Consider the following 22161-nt stretch of genomic DNA (forward strand, 5'->3'; position numbering starts at 1 on the left):
GCATGCCCAGCCATCAACCCTCCGGGCTCTGGCATCTGCGTTTGGGCCAACTCAATCTGCTGCTGCATCGGCGCACCTGGCTGCTCAGCCTGCTGGTGCTTGCGGTGCTGTTGGCGCTGGTAATCATGGCCATCAGCCTCGGTTCCGGGCGCATGGGCGTGCTCGACGTACTGGCCACGTTGAGCGGCCAGGGCAGCAAGCTCAACGACATCATGGTGTTCAAGATCCGCATGCCCCGCGTCGCCGCCGTGGTGGTCGCAGGACTCGCCATGGGCATGGCTGGCTGCCTGATCCAGACCCTGGTACGCAACCGCCTGGCCACCCCGGACATGGTAGGGGTCAACGAAGGCGCATCGCTGGCGGTGATCGGCTTTGCCCTTTATCTGACTGTTGGCAGCTGGCCCTGGTGGGCCTCACCACTGGGTGCGGCGCTGGCAGCGGTGGCGCTGTTCGTACTTTGCCGCCGGCCAGGCGAGCAGGGTTATCTGTTTATCGTGATCGGAATCGCCCTGTCGGAGCTGCTCGGCGCCATCGGTGATTTTATGATGGCCACGCAACCGTTGGTGCACCTGGGCAGCATCTACCTGTGGACCATGGGTCACTTCGCCGGAGCCAGCTACCAGACGGTCACACCGATTGCGCTGATTCTGTTGGCGCTCTGCCCGCTGCTGGCCTGGCTTAACCGCCCGCTGGCGCTGCTGCGCTTCGGCGAGGCGACGGCGCAGAACCTCGGCATCAAGGTCGCGGCGCTGCAACTGACAGTGCTTGGCGTGGCGATTCTGGTGGCGGCGCTGGGCACCGCCATCGGCGGCCCGGTGATCTTTATCGCCATGGCCGCGCCGATCATCGCCTCCTGGCTGGCCCGCGATCACCTCGCGCCGATCTGGCTGGCAGCGTTATGTGGCGCGGTGCTGCTGGTGGGCAGCGACACCCTGGCGCGCCTGCTGGCGCAGCCCGAAGAAATCCCCACCGGGATCATGACCCGCCTGCTCGGCGGCGTTCTGCTGCTGATCCTGTTGCTCAAAGACCGCAAAGGCTCCGATTGATGCCCCTGTTACCCACGCCGATACCCCAGCCCCTACCTGCGCAACTGCGTGCGCATAACCTGAGCTTCGCCTACCAGGCCAAGAGCGTGCTGCAGGACGTCTCGTTCGAGCTGCCCAAGGGCAAGCTGATCGGCATTGTCGGGCCCAACGGCAGCGGCAAATCCACCCTGCTCAAGCTGCTGGCGCGGCAACTGCCATTGCAGGGCGGCCAAGTCGAACTCAACGGCATACCGCTGCAACGCTACGCAATGAAAGCCCTGGCCCGCGAGCTGGCCTTTCTGCCGCAGCGCCCGGTGATGGCCGAAGGCATTCGCGTCGAACAACTGGTGCAATACGGCCGCCATCCGCACCAGGGCTGGTTCAACCAGTGGAGCGCGGAAGACGCCCGCCAGGTCGCCCGCGCCCGCGATGCCATGCAGCTGCAAGATATCTGGCAACAGGTCGCCTCCTCGCTGTCCGGCGGCCAGGCCCAGCGCGCCTGGCTGGGTATGATCCTGGCGCAGAACACCGACCTGGTGCTGCTCGATGAACCCACCAGTGCTCTGGATATCGGCCACCAGGCCGAGGTCATGGAGGCGGTGCTGAATATCGTCGGCGAGGGCCGCACCGTGCTGATCGTGATTCACGACCTGGGGGTGGCCGCGCGCTACTGCGATGAAATCATCGCCCTCGACAACGGCCGTATCGCCGCCATGGGCCCGGCCCGCGAGGTGATCAATAAAACCCTGGTCGACCAGCTCTACCACACCGACGTGGACATCCTCGCGGCGCCTGATGACGGCGCCCCCGTGGTGGTGCCACGCCGGCGCAAGCCCGCCCACTCTGAACAGGACTAATCCGATGACTACTCTTTTGCGCTGGAGCCTGCCCCTGCTGCTGGTCAGCCAGCTGTTAAGCGCGACCGCCGTGGCCGACACTCGCCAGATCGAAGACGCCTTCGGCAACCCGGTTACTGTGCCGAGCGCGCCGCAACGGGTAATCACCCTCAGTGAACTGGATCTGGATGCGGCGCTGGCCCTGGGCATCACCCCGATTGGCACCATCAACGGCCGTGGCCAGGCCGCGCCACCGCGTTACCTCGACAGCCAAACGGTGGCCGGGATCAAGGTGGTCGGCGATATCGACAACCCGAACCTGGAAACCCTGCTGGAACTGGAGCCCGACCTGATCCTTACCGGCCCGGTGAAACCCGAGCAACTGGCGATTCTCAATGAAATCGCCCCCACGGTGATCACCTTCGCCTGGGCCAAGCCCTGGCAGGAAAGCCTGCAACGCACCGCCAACGCGCTCAACCAAAGCGCTGCCGCCGAAGCGCTGCTGGCACGCTACAACGCCCGCGCCGCCGAAGCCCGCGATCGTTTGAAGGCTCACCAAGGCGAGACTTTCAGCATCGTGCGCTGGAACCCCAAAGGCCCGTCCTACATGTTCAAGGATGCATTTGCCAGCAGCGTGATCGCCGACGTTGGCTTGCTGCGCCCCAGCTACCAACAGGACCCCGGCCACACCCATTCCATGGCCCTCAGCCTGGAATCACTGCAACTGCTGGATGCCGACTGGCTGGTGATCGGCACCCTTAGCACCAGCGGCGAAGCCGTGGAAGCCCTGCAACAGGCCGAACAGACCCCAGCGTTCAAGCAACTGTCGGCAATCCAGGGCCGGCGTTTCGGCGCGGTCGATGGCTCGCTGTGGACCTCGCTCGGCGGCCCGCAGGCCGCGTTGCAGGTGATCGCCGATATAGAACAGCTGCTCGGCAAGGCCGATACACAGCCGATCAGGAACTGAGCAACGGCTACTTGTCCCGCCCCGCCAGGATGCGCGTTGCGCCCTGAGTCTTCTGGCAGTACCAGAACACCCGGCTGACGCCGCGAGTGACGGCAACATAGGCCAGGCGCAGGCTTTCATCCTGCATGGCCTGGTCGTAGCTACTACTGAAGAAGCCCGAGTAGGCATACAGCGCATTGCGTAGCGGGTGCGGCTCGGGTGGTTGGCAGTCATCGAGGATGATCGCCACTTCAGCTTGCAGGCCCTTGGCGCGGTGGATGGTGTAGGCCTTGACCGGCAGTTTCTTGTCCAGCTGCGCGGTGATGGCTTGCAGTGGCTCATTCCGCCGGCTCAGTAGCAGCACGGCATTCCGTTCGCGGCTGTTGCGCTCGGCGGCGTAAGCGCACTGCGCGCTGATCTGTTTGAACAGCTCCGGCAAACGCGCCTTGCTGTCGAAGCGCTGAATCAGGCGCACGCCATGATCGCCCGGTTGCGTGGCTTTAATCGCCTGGCTGGCCTTTGCCTGTTTGTGCTGCACGTCGCCGAGCAGCGCTTCAGCGTCACGAATAATCGGCTCAATCGAACGGTAGTTGTTGGCCATGGTCAGAACGGCGCTGCGCTTGGCTTTACCTTTCCCGGGAAAGTGCCGATCAAAGTCGATAAATAGCTCCGGCGAACTGCCGCGCCAGCCGTAGATCGACTGCCAGTCATCGCCGATGGCCATCAGACTGACCGCAGCCCCCTGCCCGGCCAGCGTGCGCTGCACGGCCTGCAGCCACTGGACGATCTGCGGCGAGATGTCCTGAAACTCATCAATCAGCAGATGGCTGAACGGTGTCAGCAGTGACGCTGCCACGCCCTGCCCGTCTGCATTCAGCCTTGCCGTGAGCTGGGCAAAGGCGGCGTTGAAGGTAAACAGCCCCTGCTCCTGCAAAGCGCGCTGGAAATAGGGCCAGAACAGCAGCAATGCCTCAAGAAACTCACGCACTGGCGTTGCAGTGTCGAGGCGTTGCGGCTGCACAGTCGACAGCTCAACGCCGATACTTTCGGCAAACCCGGCCTGGGCGTAGAACGCCTCATAGAGCGGCGCAGAACTGAATTCGCCCGACAGCTTGTAGGCATCCAACGGCGCCTTCGGCAGACGCTTACTCTCAGCCGGCGGCAAGGGTAATTGCAGCAGGCTATGCACCCGCTGACGAAACTCCGGCTGCTCGGCATAGCACTGCTGGTAAGCCTGCTTGAGCAGACGCTGTTGGGCCGGCCGCAGCCGTCCGGCGCTGAGTGGGTTATCCAGTTCGCGGCTCGCCGCCTGCGGGTCGTCCAGCTGTTCGAACCAGCGTGGATTGTTCAGTACGCCCTTGGCCACGCTGCCCATGGCCGCGTGGAAGGTGCGCACGCATTGGCGCCCCTGCACAGCATCGAAGGGATAGTTGAAGAAGCCCAACACCTTGAGCAGCTGTTCGCGCAGCTCGGCGCAAGAAGCATTGGTAAAGGAAATCACCGTCAGCTGCTCGGGCTTGATGCCCATGTGACAGAACATAAACACCACCCGCAGCACCAGCGTGGTGGATTTGCCCGAACCGGCCCCGGCGAAGATGCGCGTCAGCGGATGATTGCTGAGGATCATCGCCCACTGTTCATCCGATGGCGCACTGAGCAGCCCAGCCGTCACCGCCCGCGCCACCTGCTCGCGCATGGCCTGAGCTTGCGCGGCCTCGACTGTCAGCATGGCCGGCCCGTAAATGCCTTGAGAGCGTGGTTTACTCGCAGCGCGGCGCGGATTTGCCGGCGGCTTCGCGCCAGCAGATTGACCCTTGCTAGCGGCTTTTTTGGCCCTAGGTGTAGGCTTTTTTAACTGCGCCGCCGCCTCACGCTCGGCACGCAGATAAGCTGTGGTATGGGGAAAGTAGCGCGCCAGTGCAGCGGACAACAGCCGCTTATAGCGCTGAACAGCAGATGGCATTCGCGATCCAGCCAGAAGATAGATCGTTGAATAATAAGTGCTTTTTACGTCGAGCTGGCGACTGAGCAGTGAGAAAGGGCAGCGCCTCTCACCGCTCAGCTGATCCGACAGCTATCAGTCGAGCATACCGATATAACGCGGATGGCTGGCAACCCGCTCCAACCAAGCGCGAATGGCCGGATAGGGCGTCAGATCAAAGCCGCCTTCATCCGCCACATGGGTGTAGGCGTACAGGGCGATATCGGCAATCGAGAAATTCTCGCCAACCAGATACGGCGTGCGCTGCAGCTGCTTCTCCATCACCTTGAGTGCCTTATGACCGCGCACATGGCACTCTTCGTACTCGCTGCGGCGCGCTTCGGGCAGGCCCTGATACAGCTGGATGAAGCGTGCCACCGCGACGTAAGGCTCGTGGCTGTATTGCTCGAAAAACTGCCACTGCAGCACCTGAGTGCGCAGACGCGGCTCGCTGGGTAGAAACGCGCTGCCGTCGGCGAGGAAGTTGAGGATGGCATTGGACTCCCACAGGCAGGTGCCGTCGTCCAGCTCAAGCACCGGGATCTTGCCGTTGGGGTTCTTGGCCAGGAAGGCGTCGCTCTGGGTTTCGCCCTTGAGGATATCGATCGGGATCCACTCATAGGGCTGATCCAGCAGGTGCAGCATCAGCTTGACCTTGTAGCAGTTGCCCGAGCGGTAATCGCCATAGACCTTATACATATCGCCCTCCTCCTAACCTGCGTAACGCGTGGACTAGCTTGCTTGTGCCTGGCGAATCACCTCGGCCAGGCGCTTGAGGCCTTCACTCAGGCGCTCCGGTGCAACGTGGCTGAAGTTAAGCCGCAAATGCCCAGGGTTAGCGTCCGGATCAATAAAGAACGGTTCGCCCGGCATAAACGCCACGTTCTGCGCCAGCGCCGGCGCGAGCAGCGTACGTGTATCCAGCGGCTGCTTGAGGGTCAGCCAGAAGAACAGCCCACCTTGAGGAATCTGCCAGTCGGCCAGGTCGCTGAAATGCTCGACCAGCACGTCCTGCATGGCATCACGGCGTACCCGGTAAAAATCACGCAATTCAGCCAAGTGTTCGCGGTAATGCCGTGTGCCCAGCCATTGCAGTGCCTGCCACTGACCAATACGGTTGGTGTGCAGGTCAGCGGACTGTTTCAACCGCAGCAAATAGGGGTACAGGTCTGGGGTGGCGATCAGGTAACCGACGCGTAGGCCAGGCAGCAGGGTTTTCGACACAGTGCCGGTGTAGATCCAGCTGGCCTGTTTAAGGCGGCTGACAATCGGTGTGGCGCTGCCATCATCAAACACCAATTCGCGGTAGGGCTCATCTTCGATCAGGGTCACGCCAAACTCATCGAGCAAGGCTGCCACCGCATCGCGTTTGGTTTCGCTGTAGCGCACCGCCGATGGGTTCTGGAACGTTGGGATTAGATAGACGAAAGCCGGCTTGTGGTTCTGCAGCCGCTCGCGCAACGCATCGATCTGCGGGCCATCGGCTTCCTGCGGCACGGCGATGCAATCGGCGCCGAACAACTGAAAAGCCTGCAATGCCGCGAGGTAAGTCGGCGCCTCCAGCAACACCTCGGTACCCGGATCGATAAACAGCTTGCTGGCCAGATCCAGGGTTTGCTGCGAACCGCTGACGATCAGCACCTGGCTGGCGTCGCAGGGTACGCCCAAGGCGCGCGCCTCTTCAGCAATCGCTTCACGCAGCTCAGGCTCGCCTTCGCTGGTGCCGTATTGCCCCATGCTGGTGGGCATATCCGCCCATTCCACCCGCGGCAACATCGGCTCGGCCGGCAGACCGCCGGCAAACGACATCACTTCTGGACGCTGCGCGGCAGCCAGGATTTCACGGATCAGGGAGCTTTTCAGGCGGGCAACACGTTCGGAGAAGGCCATGGATACACCGGTAGCGAAGGCAAATAAAAATAGGTCAAACTGTTTGACCAAAGCTCTGTTTGACAGAAGCTACGACGATCAGCCTGGATACGTCAACATGCTTGACCTTAAAAACCCAAACACTCAACAGACCGCCATGGAAGCGTTCTTCTTCGGTTACCAGGCGTTTACCGCCAAGGCCGATGAGATGCTGGCTCGCCGTGGCCTGTCGCGTGTACATCACCGCATTCTGTTCTTTATCGCCAAGTACCCCGGCTTGAGCATGAAAGAGCTGCTCGGCTACCTGGGTGTAAGCAAACAGGCGCTGAATACCCCGCTGCGTCAGCTGCTGGAAATGAACCTGGTGCAGAGCCTTGCCGCTGAAGACGACAAGCGCAAACGCCTACTCGGCTTTACTGCTGAAGGCGCCAAGCTGGAACAGGCTCTGCGCCGTGAACAGGCCAAGCTGCTGCAACGGGCGTTCAGTGAAGCCGGAGAAACAGCCGTGAGCGGCTGGTTACAGGTCAACCAAACCCTGCACAACAGCGCAAATGAAGGCTGAGAGAGCACCCTCGGCAAAACTGTACTGACGCTGCGACCGAGCCAACTAAAACTGTACCGCCCATTGCCTGCATCGCTGTACCGCGACGCTCTGAGCATCTCCCCCTAGGCTGATCAGCACTGCCCCCAATAAGTGCTATGAGCCTGCGCCATGACCACCGAACTGCTGCTCGCCTTTATCGCCTTTGCCTTTGTCACCTCGGTGACGCCGGGCCCGAACAATATGATGCTGCTCGCCAGCGGGGTGAATTTCGGCCTGCGCCGCAGCCTGCCGCACATGTTCGGCATCAGCCTGGGGTTTATGCTGCTGGTGGCCTCGGTCGGCCTCGGTTTGGGCCAGCTGTTCGAACAAGTACCGCTGCTGTATGACGTATTGCGCTATCTGGGCGCGGCCTACCTGCTGTACCTGGCCTGGAAAATTGCTAACTCCGGCGCACCAGACAGCCAAGCCACAACGCGCAGCAAACCTTTCAGCTTTCTCCAGGCAGCGGCCTTTCAGTGGGTTAACCCGAAAGCTTGGATCATGGCCATCGGCGCTATCACCACCTACACCCCGCAGGAAAACTTCGTGGTCAATGTGCTGCTGATCGCGGCGCTGTTCGCCCTGGTCAACTGCCCTAGCGTCGGCCTGTGGACGGTTGCCGGTAGCCTGCTGCGCAACTGGCTGAGCAACGCCCGAGCGCTACGCGTATTCAATATCGGCATGGCTCTGCTGCTGGTAGCCTCGCTGTACCCCATCTTCGCCGACACCGGACTGCTCTGATGCACGACCTGCCGCAAACCCGCCTTCGGCCGCTGGCCGACACCTCTACCTCGGCGGTAGTCGCCGGGTTTATCGCCATGCTCACTGGCTACACCAGCTCGCTGGTGCTGATGTTCCAGGCTGGCCAAGCCGCAGGGCTGACCAACGGGCAGATTTCATCGTGGATCTGGGCGCTGTCGATTGGCATGGCGATCTGCTGCATCGGCCTGTCGCTGCGTTATCGCGCGCCGATCATGATCGCCTGGTCCACCCCTGGCGCGGCCCTGCTGATCACCAGTCTGCCCGGCGTGCCGTATAGCGAGGCAATTGGCGCCTATATCTTCGCTTCAGGGCTGATTGTACTGATCGGCCTGACGGGCACGTTTGACCGCCTAATGCGGCGTATTCCCGCCTCCATTGCGGCAGCGCTGCTGGCGGGCGTGCTGTTCAAAATCGGTCTGGAAATCTGCGTAGCCGCCGAACAGCAGCCGCTGCTGGTGGTGGCGATGTTGCTCGCTTACTTGTTGGGTAAACGGCTGCTACCGCGGTATGCGGTGCTGGCGGCACTGATTGTCGGCAGCGTGCTGGCTGCGGTCTTCGGCCTGCTCAATTTCGAGCAATTCGAGCTGCAAATGGCGGTGCCGGAATGGACCACACCGAGCTTCTCCCTGGCAGCGGTCATCAGCATCGGCATTCCACTGTTTATCGTCGCCATGGCCTCGCAGAACTTGCCGGGCATGGCTGTGCTGCGCGCTAATGGTTATGACGTACCGGCCAGCCCGCTGCTCACCACCACCGGGCTGACATCCATGCTGCTGGCGCCCTTTGGCAGCCATGGCATTCATATGGCCGCTATCAGCGCAGCGATCTGCGCCGGCCCGGAAGCCCACGAAGACCCGAAAAAACGCTACACCGCCGCCATCTGGTGCGGGGTGTTCTACGGCATTGCCGGTATCTTCGGCGCAACCCTTGCCGCGCTGTTTGCCGCGCTACCGAAAGCCCTGATCCTGTCCATCGCGGCACTGGCTCTGTTCGCTTCGATCATCGGCGGCCTGACCCAGGCCATGAGCGAGCCGAAAGAGCGTGAAGCGGCGCTGATCACCTTTCTGGTAACCGCCTCGGGCATGACCTTGTTCTCGGTGGGCTCGGCGTTCTGGGGGATTGTTGCGGGCTTGCTGACCTTGGCGATTCTTAACTGGGGCAAGCGAGACGCGTAATTAGCAGGTATAAAAAACGGGCTTATGCATACACATAAGCCCGTTTTTGTTACAGCCGGTGCAATCAGCCGCGCTGACGCTTCGGCAGCACATCCTTAAGCTTGGCGTGCATGCCGCGCAGGGTTTTCTCGGTGCTTTCCCAATCGATGCACGCATCGGTAATGGACACACCGTACTTGAGCTGGCTGAGGTCCTTGGGAATCGACTGGTTGCCCCAGCCCAGGTGGCTTTCCACCATCAGGCCGACGATCGACTGGTTACCTTCGAGAATCTGGTTGGCGACGTTGTCCATCACCAGCGGTTGCAGGGCCGGATCTTTGTTGGAGTTGGCGTGGCTGCAGTCGACCATGATGTTCGGGCGTATGCCGGCTTTGGTCAGTTCCTGCTCACAAACGGCAACACTCACCGAGTCGTAGTTCGGTTTGCCGTTGCCACCGCGCAGCACTACGTGGCCGTAGGCATTGCCTTTGGTGGTAACGATGGACACGCCACCTTCCTGGTTGATACCGAGGAAACGGTGCGGGCTGGAGACCGATTGCAGGGCGTTGATCGCCACGGTCAGGCCGCCATCGGTGCCGTTCTTGAAGCCAACGGACGAGGACAAACCAGAGGCCATCTCGCGGTGGGTTTGCGATTCGGTGGTGCGTGCGCCGATGGCCGACCAGCTGATCAGGTCCTGCAGGTACTGCGGGGAGATCGGGTCGAGGGCTTCGGTCGCGGTCGGCAGGCCCATTTCAGCCAGGTCACGCAGCAACTGGCGACCGATATGCAGGCCATCCTGAATCTTGAACGAGTCATCCATAAACGGATCGTTGATCAGGCCTTTCCAGCCGACAGTGGTACGCGGCTTCTCGAAATACACCCGCATAACCAGATACAGACTGTCCGAAACCTCGGCAGCCAGCGCCTTGAGGCGCTCGGCATACTCGTGGGCGGCCTTGATATCGTGGATCGAGCACGGCCCGACCACCACGAACAGGCGATGATCCTTGCCATCGAGAATATTGCGGATCACCTCACGACCGCTGGCAACCGTGCGCAGAGCAGCATCGGTCAGCGGAATTTCACGCTTGAGCTGTGCGGGGGTTATCAGGGTTTCGTTGGAGGCAACGTTCAGGTCATCAATCGGTAAATCAGCCATCGTGCTATTCATCAGTCAGAGTCATCAGGTCACGGGTGCCGGCCGCCAGCGATCCCCGTGTGGCGGAGCACAGCAATATGAGCACAGCGGGGAAGCCGAACCTTAGCGCGTATAGGCCTGGCTCGACAATGGGCTTTGCGGCTTAAGCCGCGCCGAGTGGACGATTCAACTAATTCAGGCTGGCGCGGGAAAATTCGGCGGCATGCTGGCTGATCCACTCCTGCGCCACCACCTCGACCGGCAAGCTGCAGCCCAGTTCCTGCTCGCGTTGATGGCGATAATGCTCAATCTGGCAGACCTGTTCGACCATACGCGCGCGAAACAGCGTGTCCTCATCGACAAAGGCGATACCCACCAGGTATTTGTCTTCCTGTTTGCGGCACCACGCCACCAGGCCTGGGTAACGCGCATGCTCGCCGAACAACGGAATACGCAACTCGATGGCCGTACCTCGGCGAAAAGCACGGTTGGAGTTGCAAGCCACACCGCCGAGACTGATATTGTTCAGCCGCTGCTTGGGCACGAACGCCTGTTTACGCAGCACTAACTCAACGGGCATATCACTGGGATGACGCAAAAAGTGACGCATCTTATGACTACCTCGGATGCCATCAATTTGATACCACATTGGCCAGTATAGTGACTGAGCTGGAACTGACCGATTTAGATGCAGACCGCTACTTGCTCGACGCGCCTGGCATCTCATTGCTGATATTTACCAGCATAGGTTGTGCCAGTTGCCGCTGGGTGAAGCGTGAGCTACCTAAGTTAGCCTTACCCATCCAACGCCTGGCCTGGGTCGATGCGGCCGACAACGGCGGTTTAGTGACGCGTTATGAGGTATTTCAGCTCCCGGCGCTATTCGTAGTGCGCGATGGTCAGTTTTATGGCGCGTTGCAGAGCCGTCTGCAGCCCGCCGCACTTATTCAGGCGCTGGACACTGCCCTGTCGCGCCCCGCAGAGGACTTACCCTGATGACCCCAACTCCCCGTATCGGCATTATCGGCTCCGGCGCCATTGGCGGCTTCTATGGCCTAATGCTGGCCCGCGCCGGCTTTGATGTGCATTTTCTGCTGCGCAGCGAGTTCGCCGCAGTCGCCAGCCAAGGCTTGCACGTCAACAGTGCCCTACATGGCAACCTGCACCTGGATAACGTGCAGGCGTATCAGTCATCGGCTGATATGCCGCCGTGCGACTGGCTGCTGATCGGCGCTAAAACCACCAGCAACGCCGAACTCGCTCCACTGATCAGCCAGGCCGCCGCCCACGGCGCCAAAGTGGTGCTGATGCAGAACGGCCTGGCCGTGGAAGACGAACTGCGCCCACTGCTGCCGGACTCGCTGCACCTGCTGGGCGGCCTCTGCTATATCTGCGCCCATCGCAGCGCACCGGGGGTGGTCGAGCATCAGGCGTTGGGCAGCGTCAATCTGGGCTATCACTCAGGCCCGGCTAGTGATGCCGAGAGCCGTCAGCAGATCCTCGAACAAGGCTGTGCACTGTTCCAGGCTGCTGGCCTGGACTCCACCGCCATGGCCGAACTGAACCAGGCACGTTGGCAGAAGCTGGTGTGGAACGTGCCCTACAACGGCCTGGCCGTGCTGCTGAACAGCGCCACCACAGCGCTGATGGGCAACACTGACAGCCGCGCGCTGATCGAGGCAATTATGCAAGAGGTGGCGGATGCAGCCGGCGCCTGTGGCTATCAGTTGCCCGCAGGCTTTGCCGGCAAACTGTTGGCGGCCACAGACCGCATGCCGGATTACCTGCCGAGCATGTACCACGACTTTGCCCTGCAGCGCCCACTGGAGCTGCACGCCATCTACGCCGCGCCGTTGGCCGCTGCGGCGCAGGCCGGCTGCGCCATGCCGCGCACCGAGATGCTTTATCAGACCCTGCGGTTCCTCGAACAACGCGCACAATAGGACACGGCCATGAGCAAGGGATTAGGCGACAAACTGGTGCTGGCGATTTCCTCGCGGGCGCTATTCGACCTGTGCGACAGCCATCAGATTTATGAAAGCCAGGGCGTCGAGGCCTATCGCCAATACCAGATTGAGCATGAGGACGAGATCCTCCCGCCAGGGGATGCCTTTCCGCTGGTCGAGAAACTACTGGAGCTGAACACGGCCCTCAATCAGCAGCGCGTTGAGGTGATCCTGGTTTCGCGCAACAGCGCCGACACCGGCCTGCGCGCGTTCAACTCGATCCAGCACTACGGGCTGGGCATATCCCGCGCGGCCTTTGTTGGCGGGCGTAGCCCCGACCCTTATTTGGCCGCATTTGGCTGCCATCTGTTTCTCTCCACCCATGCCGAAGATGTGCGCAGTGCGCTGCGGGCCGGCTTCGGTGCGGCGACCATTCTCTCCGGCGGCGCTCGACGCGCGGCAAGTAACGAGCTGCGCATCGCCTTCGACGGTGACGCCGTGCTGTTTTCCGATGAATCCGAGCGGGTCTATCAGCAGGCCGGCCTGGAAGCCTTCCAGAGCCACGAACGTGAATCGGCCCGCGAGCTGCTCGGCGGCGGCCCATTCAAACCCTTCCTTGCCGCCCTTCACCGTCTGCAACAGGAGTTTCCCGAAGAACAGTGCCCGATTCGTACCGCATTGGTTACAGCGCGTTCGGCGCCGGCCCATGAGCGGGTGATTCGCACGCTGCGCGAGTGGAATATCCGCCTGGATGAGTCGTTCTTCCTTGGTGGCCTGGAAAAAGCCGCGATTCTGGAAACCTTCGGCGCCGACGTGTTTTTCGACGACCAAACCGGCCACTGCGAAAAAGCCAACAAGGTCGTACCTACCGGCCATGTGCCACACGGTATCAGCAACGAACAGCAGCTCTAGTCCCCGCGCGGGGGCGATCAATCGCCCTCGCCGCTAAGCGCACCATATCTCCCAGCCTATATAACCATTCGTCCTCAAAACTTCGGCTTTCTTTGACTTATCGAGGGCACTGCTAAGCTCAGATCAGGCCTGCCAGTCTGGCAGTCAAGGAGGCCGAATGATTCGCTCGATTCTCTATGCAACCGACCTAGGCCTTTACGCCCCCTACATCCTGCAGCATGCGCTGGCACTCACACGCTCCTTCAACGCCAGCCTGTATGTGGTGCACGCCGTGGAGCCCATGGGTCTGTTTGCGGAATCAGTGCTGCAAACCTACCTGGATGAAGAGCGCCTTAAGGACCTGCGCACCAACGGCCTCAGCACAGTGATGGCGAGTATCGAGCAGCGGGTGTTAGAGGGCTTTCGCGATGAGATTGGCGAAGCGTTGCATGACTTGGATCTGATCAAGGCGGTACGCGTGGTACAGGGCGATCCCCCCTTGGTGATACTCGATGAAGCACAGCAACTCGGTGTGGATTTGTTGGTCCTAGGTAGCCACAGCCACGGCACGGATATGGACATTCCACTGGGCCGTACCGCGTCGCGCCTGGTGCAGTTGTCAGAAGTACCGGTGTACTTGGTGCCGATGCTGCAGCATCGCAGCCGAGGTGATCTTTAGAAGAAGCGCAGCACATTTCTATTTTTGGTCTAGATTTAATGCTTCAATCATCATTATGGTTATATAGAACGCCGGTAACCTGAACGGCCGTCTTTTTGCTTTGAGGGATTTTTATGAAGCTTCAGCAACTGCGCTACATCTGGGAAGTCGCGCATCACGACCTCAACGTTTCTGCCACGGCACAAAGCCTCTACACCTCACAACCCGGCATCAGCAAACAGATCCGCCTACTCGAAGACGAGCTGGGGGTTGAAGTCTTCGCCCGCAGCGGCAAGCACCTGACCCGCATCACCCCAGCGGGCGAGCGCATCATCAACACCGCCGGGGAAATCCTGCGCAAGGTCGAAAGCATCAAGCAGATTGCCCAGGAGTTCTCCAACGAGAAGAAAGGCACCCTGTCCATCGCCACCACCCACACCCAGGCGCGCTATGCCCTACCGCCGGTGATCAGTGCCTTTATCAAGCAATACCCGGATGTGTCCCTGCACATGCACCAGGGTACGCCGATGCAGATTGCCGAAATGGCGGCCGACGGCACCGTCGACTTTGCCATCGCCACCGAAGGTCTGGAGCTGTTCAACGACCTGATCATGATGCCCTGCTACCGCTGGAACCGCTGCGTGGTGGTACCTCAGGGCCATCCGCTGACCAAGCTGCCGAAGCTGACCTTGGAAGCCCTGGCCGAATACTCCATCGTCACCTACGTGTTCGGTTTTACCGGCCGTTCCAAACTCGACGAAGCCTTCAGCCATCGCGGTCTGACGCCGAAAGTGGTGTTTACCGCCGCCGACGCTGACGTGATCAAAACCTACGTACGCCTGGGCCTGGGCGTGGGCATCGTGGCCAAGATGGCCGTCGACCCCAAACTCGACCCGGACCTGGTGGTGCTGGATGCCGGCGAACTGTTTGAAGCCAGCGTGACCAAGATCGGCTTCCGTCGCGGCACCTTCCTGCGCGGTTTCATGTGCGACTTTATCGAGAAATTTGCCCCGCACCTGACCCGCGACATGATGGCCAAAGCCGTGCAGTGCCACAGCAAGGTCGAGCTGGAAGAGCTGTTCGAAGGCGTTGAACTGCCGCTGCACTGAGCCAACCTGCAGATATGAAAAAGCCCGTCCAAGTGACGGGCTTTTTCATACTCGGCGATACTTATTCAGTGGCTTTCAATTCTTTGCCATGAGCAAAGTTCACCCACCAGCCAAAGGCTGCCGCGGTGAAGAACATGATGATGCTGTAGATCGCCGCAGGGATCGACATGGTGGCGTTATTCAACAGCATCGGGCTCAGTGCCAGGGCTATCGCCAGGGTGCCGTTGTGGATGCCGATCTCCATGCCGATGGCAATCGACTGGCGCAGGCTTAGCTTAAACAAACGCGGCACCCAGTAACCCACCGCCAGGCTGATCAGGTTGAACGCCAGCGCCGCACCGCCCACCAGGGGGGCGTAGTCGACGAAGGTCTGCCAATCCTTGACCACAGCCAGGATGATGATGATCAACAGAAACAGCGCGGAGATGATCTTCACCGGCTTCTCCATACGTGCGGCAAATCCAGGGAAGCGGCTGCGTATCCAGATACCAATAGCCACCGGGCCGAGGACGATGACAAACACCTGCACCACCTTGGTGAACTGCAACGGCAAGGCCTGATCGCCTTCCATAAAGTAGGCCAGCGACAGGTTGACGATCAGCGGCATGGTCAGCACCGCGATCACCGAATTGACCGCCGTCAGGGTGATATTCAGTGCCACATCACCATGCGCCAGGTGGCTGTACAGGTTGGCAGTGGTGCCGCCAGGCGAGGCTGCCAAGAGCATCAGACCAACTGCCAGCGCCGGGGCCAGACCAAAGGCCTTGGCCAGGAAGAAACACACCACGGGCAGCAGCAACAGTTGGCAGCTCAAACCGATCAGCACCGGCTTGGGAAACTTCACCACCCGGGCAAAATCGGCCAGGGTCAGCGACAGGCCCAGGCCAAGCATGATGATGCCCAAGGCGATGGGCAGGAACAGGGTCAATAACGGGTCAGCAGTCACGGCTTTCTAACTCCTTGATCAAAGCGCTGGGCGATCTTGAACAACGACGTAGAACACTGCAGTGACTTTAGTGGCCAACTTGGTGAAAGAAATGGCGAGGTATAAAAAAGCGCCCAGATGGGCGCTTTTTTTATTACTGAAGGAAATCAGATGGCGGTGGCCCCGCCATCCACCGCCAGCGCGTGGCCGGTTGTGAACGCCGCGTTATCGCAGCACAGGTACAGCACGGCAGTAGCGATTTCCTCGACCTTGCCAATGCGACCGACCGGGTGCATGGCGGCGGCGAACTCGCCCTTCTTCGGGTCGGCTTCATAGGCGCGGCGGAACATGTCGGTGTCGATCACCGCCGGGCAAACCGCATTGACCCGCACTTTCTTCTTTGCATATTCAACAGCAGCTGACTTGGTCAGGCCGATCACCGCATGTTTGGATGCGCTGTAGATGCTCATCTTCGGCGCAGCACCCAGGCCGGCGACCGACGCGGTGTTGACAATGGCGCCACCGCCCTGAGCCAGCAGCAGCGGGATCTGGTGCTTCATGCACAGCCACACGCCTTTGACGTTGACGCCCATGATGGCGTCGAACTCGCTTTCGCTGCCCTCGGCCAGCTTGCCCTTCTCGATCTCGATGCCCGCATTGTTGAAGGCATAGTCCAGGCGGCCGTAGGCGCCCAGCGTGCGCTCCATCAACACCTTGACCTCAGCATCACGGGTCACGTCGCAACGTACAAACAGCGCATCGCCGCCCGCTTCACGGATCAGCGCGGCAGTCGCTTCGCCACCGTCGACATCAACGTCGGACACCACCACCTGCAGGCCTTCGTTGGCGAATGCCAGTGCCGTGGCACGACCAATACCCGCTGCACCACCGGTGACCAGGGCAACCCGGCCGGAAAAGCTCAAGCTCATCTGCGTGTCCTCGCAAGGATTAAAAACTGCATTGAGTCTAATCAGCTGCTGCGTACCAAGGCAGCACTATCAAATTGCTGGTGATAGCCCCATCGAAATGAGTGATTAACACCCCAGCATGGCTATCACTCGAATGGATTTACAAGCATTCGGCCCACGGGCAAACCTTGCCCCGCTGACCAGCACGGGCTATCAACAGGCTTTCCGTTCAGTGAGTACCTGCCATGACTGCCCCACTCAACCGCCAATTCCTGCTTGCCCAACGCCCAGTCGGTCTGCCCAGCCGCGAAACCTTCAGCTATGTCGAAACCAGCGTCGGTGAACCCGGCCCCGGCCAAATTCTGGTGAAGAACGCCTACCTGTCGCTGGACCCGGCCATGCGCGGCTGGATGAACGATGCCAAGTCCTATATTCCGCCAGTCGGCATTGGTGAAGTGATGCGCGCCCTCGGCGTGGGTGAAGTGGTGGCCTCGCAGCACCCGGACTTTGCCGTGGGTGATCATGTAAATGGCGCCCTTGGTGTACAGGATTATTTCCTCGGTGAGCCCAAAGGCTTCTACAAGGTCGACCCCAAGCGCGCGCCGCTGCCGCTGTACCTGTCGGCACTGGGCATGACCGGCATGACCGCCTACTTCGCTCTACTGGATGTCGGCGCGCCGAAAGCGGGTGAAACGGTGGTGATTTCCGGTGCAGCCGGCGCGGTCGGCAGCGTCGCCGGGCAGATTGCCAAGCTCAAAGGCTGCCGTGTAGTCGGCATCGCCGGCGGTGCGGACAAGTGCAAGTTCCTGGTTGATGAACTGGGCTTCGACGGCGCCATCGATTACAAAAATGAAGACGTGATCGCCGGCCTCAAGCGCGAGTGCCCGAAAGGTGTGGATGTCTACTTCGATAACGTCGGCGGCGACATTCTGGATGCCGTGCTCACCCGCTTGGCCTTCAAGGCACGTGTGGTGATCTGTGGCGCGATCAGCCAGTACAACAACAAACAGGCGGTCAAAGGCCCGGCTAACTACCTCAATCTGCTGGTCAACAGCGCACGCATGGAAGGCATGGTGGTGATGACCTACGCTCCGCGTTTTGCCGAAGCAGCGGCGGAGATGGGCGGCTGGATGGCCAGCGGCAAGCTGAAATCCAAGGAAGATATCGTCAGCGATCTGACCACCTTCCCGGAAACCTTGCTCAAGCTGTTCAGTGGCGAGAACTTCGGCAAGCTGGTGCTGAAAGTCGACTGAGGCAATTTCGTAGGAGCGGCTAAGCGCCGCTCCTACGAAAACCAGGCATCAGGCGACTGCCATTGCCTCACTGTCCTGCTTTATCGGCCGCCAGCGGCGCAGCAGCATGTACAGGGTCGGGATTACAAACAGGGTGAAGAAGGTGCCTACCAACAGGCCGCCGACAATCACCATACCGATCTGCTGACGGCTTTCCGCCCCTGCCCCGGTGGCAATCGCCAACGGCAGCGAACCCAGCACCATCGCCCCGGTCGTCATCAGAATCGGCCGCAGACGCTGCACCGACGCTTCAATCACCGCCCCTCGCAACTCATGCCCTTGTCGCAGCAGCACGTTGGCGAACTCGACGATCAGGATGCCGTGCTTGGTAATCAAGCCAATCAACGTCACCAAGCCGATCTGCGAGTAGATGTTCAAAGTGCCGCCGAACATCGTCAGGGCCAGCAAGGCGCCAGCCATCGACAGCGGCACGCTGAACAGGATGATCAGCGGGTCAGTAAAGCTTTCAAACTGCGCCGCCAACACCAGGAAGATAAACGCCAAAGCCAGCGCGAAGATCAGTGCAATGCCCGCACTGGACTCCTTGAAGTCTCGCGACGTGCCGGTGTAGTCGTACTGCGTCTCTGCCGGGAATACCGTGCGCGCTGTGCTTTCCAAGTGTGCCAGGGCTTCCCCCAGGGTGTAGCCGGAGCCCACGTTGGCACTCACAGTTACCGCACGCAGCTGGTTGAAGTGGTTGAGCTCGCGCGGCGCCACGGTTTCGCGCACCTCAATCAGATTGGACAGCTGCACCATGCTGTCATCGCGGCCGCGCACATAGACGCGGTCGAGATCCTGCGGGTTGCTGCGATCCACGTCCTGCAACTGCACCAGCACGTCGTACTGCTCACCGTTCTGCTTGAAGCGCGTCACCTGGCGGCTGCCGAACAGGCTTTCCAGGCTGCGGCCGATGGTGGCCACATCAGTGCCCACGGCTACGGCCTGTTCGCGGTTAACCGCGACCTTGAGCTGCGGTGCGTTGAGCTTCAGATCGCTGTCCAGACTTTCCAACCCAGGGTAATCGCGCAGTTGATTGAGCAACTGATCGACATAGCCCTGCAACTCGCTGTACTCCATGGACGAGCGAATCACAAAGTTCACCGGCTGGTTTCGCGCGCTCTGGCCGAGCGGTGGACGGTTGACCGGGAAAGCGCGCACCCCGGCAATATCCTGCAGTTTGGGCAGCAGCTCATTACGAATCTCGAACTGGCTGCGCGAGCGGTCCGCCCAGTCCTCCAGTTTCATAAAGGAAATGCCCTGAGCCACCGTCGGAAAGCCAGCGATGACCATGTAGCGATTGGTTTCCGGGATGCTGTCGTAGGCCGCTTCGATCTCGCGGGCATAACGCCCGGTGTAGTTGATAGTGGCGCCGTCAGGGCCGTTGAACACACCGACAATGGTGCCGGTGTCTTCGGTCGGCGCCAGCTCGGATTTAAGCCCTGAGAACAGCAGCACGCAGGCCACAATAGTCAGTAACAACACGCCCACCACCAACACCCAGGCACTCAGTGCTTTGGCCAATAGATGCTTGTAGCTGTAAGTCAGGCTATTGAGGAAATTCTCGATCAGGTTGTACACCCGGTTGTGCCGCTCACCGGCCTGATGCGGCTTAAGCAACAGAGCGCACATCATCGGCGTCAGGGTCAGGGCGACAAAACCCGACACCAGCACTGCGCCGGCCAGGGTCCAGGCGAATTCTGTAAAAAGTTTGCCGGTGGTGCCCTGCATAAAGCCGATGGGGGCAAATACGGCGGCCAGGGTCAGTGTCATGGCGATGACCGCAAAGGCAATCTCGCGACTGCCCTTGAGCGCCGCCTGCAGCGGCTGCATGCCCTCCTCGATATGCCGGTGGATGTTCTCCAGCATCACGATGGCATCGTCCACCACCAGGCCGATGGCCAGCACCATCGCCAGCAGCGTCAGGGTGTTGATGGTGAAGCCCATCAACGACATCAAGGCAAATGCACCGATCAGCGACACCGGGATGGTCACCAGCGGAATAATGGTGGCACGCAGCGAACGCAGGAAGATAAAGATGATCAGAATGACCAGCCCCACCGCTTCCCAGATGGTGATAAACACATTGTCGATCGACTCGCGAATAAACTGCGAGTTATCGTTGGCCACCGCCATTTCCATGCCTTCCGGCAGCAGCGCGCGTACATCGGGCATGGCCTCAGCCAGGCCGTCGGAGATATCCAACGGGTTGGCGGTAGCCTGCTTGATCATGCCCATCGAAACCGCCGGCTTGCCCTTATAGCGAACAATACTGCGTTCGTCCGCCGCGCCGATTTCGGCATAACCAACGTCAGCCAGGCGCAGCAGGTAACCGCGCGAGTCATCGAGAATCAGCTGATTAAACTGCTCCGGGGTATTCATGTCGGTTTCCGAGAGCACGGTGAATTCGCGCTGCTGCGACTCAATACGCCCCGCCGGAATCTCGACGTTCTGCCGGCGCAGGGCGTCTTCCACGTCTTGCACGGTGAGGTTGTGCGCGGCGAGCTTCTCCGGGTCGAGCCAGATGCGCATGGCAAAGGTGCGCGCGCCGCGAATCTGCACTTCGGAGACGCCAGGGATGGTCTGCAGGCGATCCTTGATCACCCGCTCCAACACGTCGGTGATCTCCATGGCGCTGTAGCGCTCGCTGTAGAAGGCGATCCAGATCACCGGCTGGGCATCGGCCTCGACCTTCTGCACAATGGGCTCGGCGATTTCATCCGGCAGCAGGCCACGCACCCGGCCCAGGCGGTCGCGTACATCGTTGGCAGCTTCATCGGAGTTGCTGCCCAGGCGGAACTGCGCGGTGATCTGGGTGTTTTCCGAACGGCTGATGGAGCTGACGAAGTCCAGCCCGTCGATGCCCGACAGCACGTCCTCGATCGGCTGGGCGACCTGAGACTCCATGATTTCCGGGCTGGCGCCCGGATAGGTAACGTTGACCGTGACAATCGGCACGTCGATATTCGGGTACTCACGCACGGCCAGGCGGTCATAGGCCATCAAGCCAAGCAGCACCACAATCAGCGACAGTACGGTGGCGAATACCGGCCGTCGGATGCAGATATCCGACAGGGTCATGACGCTTGCTCCACTACCTTGGTGCGTACCGGCGCGCCGGCCCGAACCTTCTGCCAGCCGGCGCTGATCAGGGTTTCATCACCCTGCAGGCCTTCCAGCACCTCGACCTTGCCAGCCAGACGCTTGCCCAGTTTGACCTCACGCAGCTCGACCTTGCCCTCCACAACCAGATTGACCAGCAGCTTATCGCCCACCGGCATGATGGCTTCTTCTGGAATCACCAGAGCATTCGGCCGCTCGGCGAGGATCACCGAAACGCGCACGAACTGCCCTGGGCTCAAGCGACCATCGCTGTTACTGATATGCGCACGAATCGCCTGACTGCGTCCGGCTTCGTCCAGGCGTGGGTTGATGGCGAAAATCTCACCGTTAAACCGCTCATCCGGGTAAGCATCCAGGCTGACTTCGATGAGCTGCTTGAGGCGAATCTGGCTGACGGCTTTTTGCGGAATGCGGAAATCCACCTTGAGCGGATCGAGCACTTCCAGGTTAACGATGTCCTGGCCTTCGCTGAGGTAATCGCCGGGGCTGACGGCGCGCAAACCCAAGACACCGTCGTAGGGGGCGAGGATGCGGGTCTTATCCAGGCGCGCCTGAGACAGCGCCAGGCTGGCGCGTGAGGCCTGCTGCTGCGCGCTGGCTTCATCCAGCGCCTGGGCGTTACTGGCGCCGCGCTTGAATAGCATCTGTGCGCGCTGAAAGTTCTTTTCCGCCAGGTTCAGGTTGGCTTGCGCCTGGGCCAGCTCGGCGCGGGTAATCGAATCATCCAGGCTGATCAGCAACGCACCGGCCTCGACGCGTTGGCCTTCACGAAAATGCAGCTGCGCCACTCGCCCGGCGATTTCCGGTCGGATCATCACCGACTCGTCAGGGCTCAGCGAGCCAAAGGTCACCAGCTCATCGCGCACCAAGCTTCGCTCGGCCTTGACCACCTCGACCAGTGGCCCTTCGTTGGCGTGCGCGGGCACGCTGACAAGCGAACACACGAGAAAGACGGTACCGAACAGAGCAGGTGCGCGGGCAAACATATACAACCCCTAATTCTTTGTAGAGGCTG

At 60.7% G+C, this 22161-nt stretch carries 21 protein-coding genes; 12 read left to right on the forward strand and 9 right to left on the reverse strand.

Annotated elements, in window-relative coordinates:
• Positions 1–2: 2 nt before the first annotated feature.
• Genes ALTER154_RS00650 through ALTER154_RS00660 form a run of 3 tightly spaced genes read left to right on the forward strand, consistent with a single transcriptional unit; the run spans position 3 to position 2828 of the window.
• Positions 3–1046 carry an iron chelate uptake ABC transporter family permease subunit gene (locus ALTER154_RS00650; RefSeq protein ID WP_160084835.1) on the forward strand — a complete coding sequence of 348 codons (1044 nt, stop codon included), beginning with the start codon at positions 3–5 and terminating at the stop codon, positions 1044–1046.
• Entirely contained in the window at positions 1046–1882 is an 837-nt protein-coding gene (locus tag ALTER154_RS00655) for an ABC transporter ATP-binding protein (RefSeq protein ID WP_160084836.1), read from the forward strand. The genes ALTER154_RS00650 and ALTER154_RS00655 overlap by 1 nt, the downstream gene beginning before the upstream one ends.
• A gap of 4 nt (positions 1883–1886) precedes the next feature.
• Positions 1887–2828: an iron-siderophore ABC transporter substrate-binding protein gene (locus ALTER154_RS00660; RefSeq protein WP_306108822.1), complete on the forward strand. Its 942-nt coding sequence runs from the start codon at positions 1887–1889 to the stop codon at positions 2826–2828.
• Positions 2829–2835: 7 nt separating this feature from the next.
• On the opposite strand, the gene ALTER154_RS00665 is transcribed toward ALTER154_RS00660, so the two are convergent.
• The 3 genes from ALTER154_RS00665 to ALTER154_RS00675 form a co-directional block, all read right to left on the reverse strand.
• On the reverse strand, positions 2836–4770 hold the full coding sequence (locus ALTER154_RS00665; RefSeq protein ID WP_160084837.1) for a DEAD/DEAH box helicase: 1935 nt from the start codon (positions 4768–4770) through the stop codon (positions 2836–2838).
• 114 nt (positions 4771–4884) lie between these two features.
• Entirely contained in the window at positions 4885–5487 is a 603-nt protein-coding gene (locus ALTER154_RS00670) for a glutathione S-transferase family protein (protein WP_160084838.1), read from the reverse strand.
• Between the two features lie 33 nt (positions 5488–5520).
• Positions 5521–6678 carry a PLP-dependent aminotransferase family protein gene (locus ALTER154_RS00675; RefSeq protein ID WP_160084839.1) on the reverse strand — a complete coding sequence of 386 codons (1158 nt, stop codon included), beginning with the start codon at positions 6676–6678 and terminating at the stop codon, positions 5521–5523.
• Positions 6679–6775: 97 nt separating this feature from the next.
• On the opposite strand from ALTER154_RS00675, the gene ALTER154_RS00680 reads away from it, so the two are divergent.
• The 3 genes from ALTER154_RS00680 (at position 6776) to ALTER154_RS00690 (ending at position 9177) form a co-directional block, all read left to right on the forward strand.
• Positions 6776–7219, forward strand: coding sequence for a MarR family winged helix-turn-helix transcriptional regulator (locus ALTER154_RS00680; protein ID WP_090247864.1), 444 nt, complete (start codon positions 6776–6778; stop codon positions 7217–7219).
• A gap of 150 nt (positions 7220–7369) precedes the next feature.
• Entirely contained in the window at positions 7370–7981 is a 612-nt protein-coding gene (locus ALTER154_RS00685; RefSeq protein ID WP_090247865.1) for a LysE family translocator, read from the forward strand.
• The gene (locus ALTER154_RS00690) at positions 7981–9177 is read left to right on the forward strand and encodes a benzoate/H(+) symporter BenE family transporter (RefSeq protein ID WP_160084840.1); all 1197 of its coding nucleotides are present in this window, start codon (positions 7981–7983) and stop codon (positions 9175–9177) included. The genes ALTER154_RS00685 and ALTER154_RS00690 overlap by 1 nt, the downstream gene beginning before the upstream one ends.
• 64 nt (positions 9178–9241) lie before the next feature.
• Here ALTER154_RS00690 and ALTER154_RS00695 read toward each other — a convergent pair whose 3' ends face one another.
• Together ALTER154_RS00695 and ALTER154_RS00700 are read right to left on the reverse strand one after the other, a co-directional pair.
• On the reverse strand, positions 9242–10318 hold the full coding sequence (locus ALTER154_RS00695; protein WP_167141038.1) for a 3-deoxy-7-phosphoheptulonate synthase: 1077 nt from the start codon (positions 10316–10318) through the stop codon (positions 9242–9244).
• 169 nt (positions 10319–10487) lie between these two features.
• Complete coding sequence (locus ALTER154_RS00700) at positions 10488–10907, reverse strand: PilZ domain-containing protein (RefSeq protein ID WP_160084841.1); 420 nt, start codon at positions 10905–10907, stop codon at positions 10488–10490.
• A 59-nt stretch (positions 10908–10966) separates the two neighbouring features.
• Here ALTER154_RS00700 and ALTER154_RS00705 point away from each other — a divergent pair, with 59 nt between their 5' ends.
• From ALTER154_RS00705 to cysB, 5 genes are all read left to right on the forward strand, one after another.
• Entirely contained in the window at positions 10967–11293 is a 327-nt protein-coding gene (locus ALTER154_RS00705; protein WP_256665677.1) for a co-chaperone YbbN, read from the forward strand.
• On the forward strand, positions 11293–12240 hold the full coding sequence (locus ALTER154_RS00710; RefSeq protein WP_160084843.1) for a putative 2-dehydropantoate 2-reductase: 948 nt from the start codon (positions 11293–11295) through the stop codon (positions 12238–12240). The genes ALTER154_RS00705 and ALTER154_RS00710 overlap by 1 nt, the downstream gene beginning before the upstream one ends.
• A 9-nt stretch (positions 12241–12249) precedes the next feature.
• On the forward strand, positions 12250–13155 hold the full coding sequence (locus ALTER154_RS00715) for a 5'-nucleotidase (RefSeq protein ID WP_160084844.1): 906 nt from the start codon (positions 12250–12252) through the stop codon (positions 13153–13155).
• A 157-nt stretch (positions 13156–13312) separates the two neighbouring features.
• Entirely contained in the window at positions 13313–13813 is a 501-nt protein-coding gene (locus ALTER154_RS00720; RefSeq protein ID WP_160084845.1) for a universal stress protein, read from the forward strand.
• A 113-nt stretch (positions 13814–13926) separates the two neighbouring features.
• Positions 13927–14901 carry an HTH-type transcriptional regulator CysB gene (cysB, locus tag ALTER154_RS00725; protein ID WP_090247877.1) on the forward strand — a complete coding sequence of 325 codons (975 nt, stop codon included), beginning with the start codon at positions 13927–13929 and terminating at the stop codon, positions 14899–14901.
• 61 nt (positions 14902–14962) lie between these two features.
• Here the strand turns inward: cysB and ALTER154_RS00730 are convergent, their stop codons facing one another.
• Together ALTER154_RS00730 and ALTER154_RS00735 are read right to left on the reverse strand one after the other, a co-directional pair.
• Positions 14963–15847: a bile acid:sodium symporter family protein gene (locus tag ALTER154_RS00730; RefSeq protein ID WP_160084846.1), complete on the reverse strand. Its 885-nt coding sequence runs from the start codon at positions 15845–15847 to the stop codon at positions 14963–14965.
• A gap of 146 nt (positions 15848–15993) precedes the next feature.
• Positions 15994–16755, reverse strand: coding sequence for an SDR family oxidoreductase (locus ALTER154_RS00735; RefSeq protein ID WP_090247880.1), 762 nt, complete (start codon positions 16753–16755; stop codon positions 15994–15996).
• 224 nt (positions 16756–16979) lie between these two features.
• Between ALTER154_RS00735 and ALTER154_RS00740 the strand changes: the two genes are divergently transcribed.
• Positions 16980–17987 (forward strand): NADP-dependent oxidoreductase, encoded by a 1008-nt coding sequence (locus ALTER154_RS00740; protein WP_160084847.1) that lies wholly within the window; start codon positions 16980–16982, stop codon positions 17985–17987.
• A 48-nt stretch (positions 17988–18035) separates the two neighbouring features.
• Here ALTER154_RS00740 and ALTER154_RS00745 read toward each other — a convergent pair whose 3' ends face one another.
• Both ALTER154_RS00745 and ALTER154_RS00750 read right to left on the reverse strand, forming a co-directional pair.
• Positions 18036–21104: an efflux RND transporter permease subunit gene (locus ALTER154_RS00745; protein WP_160084848.1), complete on the reverse strand. Its 3069-nt coding sequence runs from the start codon at positions 21102–21104 to the stop codon at positions 18036–18038.
• On the reverse strand, positions 21101–22132 hold the full coding sequence (locus ALTER154_RS00750) for an efflux RND transporter periplasmic adaptor subunit (RefSeq protein ID WP_160084849.1): 1032 nt from the start codon (positions 22130–22132) through the stop codon (positions 21101–21103). Before ALTER154_RS00750 ends, ALTER154_RS00745 begins: the two co-directional genes overlap by 4 nt.
• Between the last annotated feature and the right edge of the window lie 29 nt (positions 22133–22161).

It is taken from the genome of Pseudomonas sp. 9AZ (assembly GCF_902506525.1).
Taxonomy (GTDB): Bacteria; Pseudomonadota; Gammaproteobacteria; order Pseudomonadales; family Pseudomonadaceae; genus Aquipseudomonas; species Aquipseudomonas peli.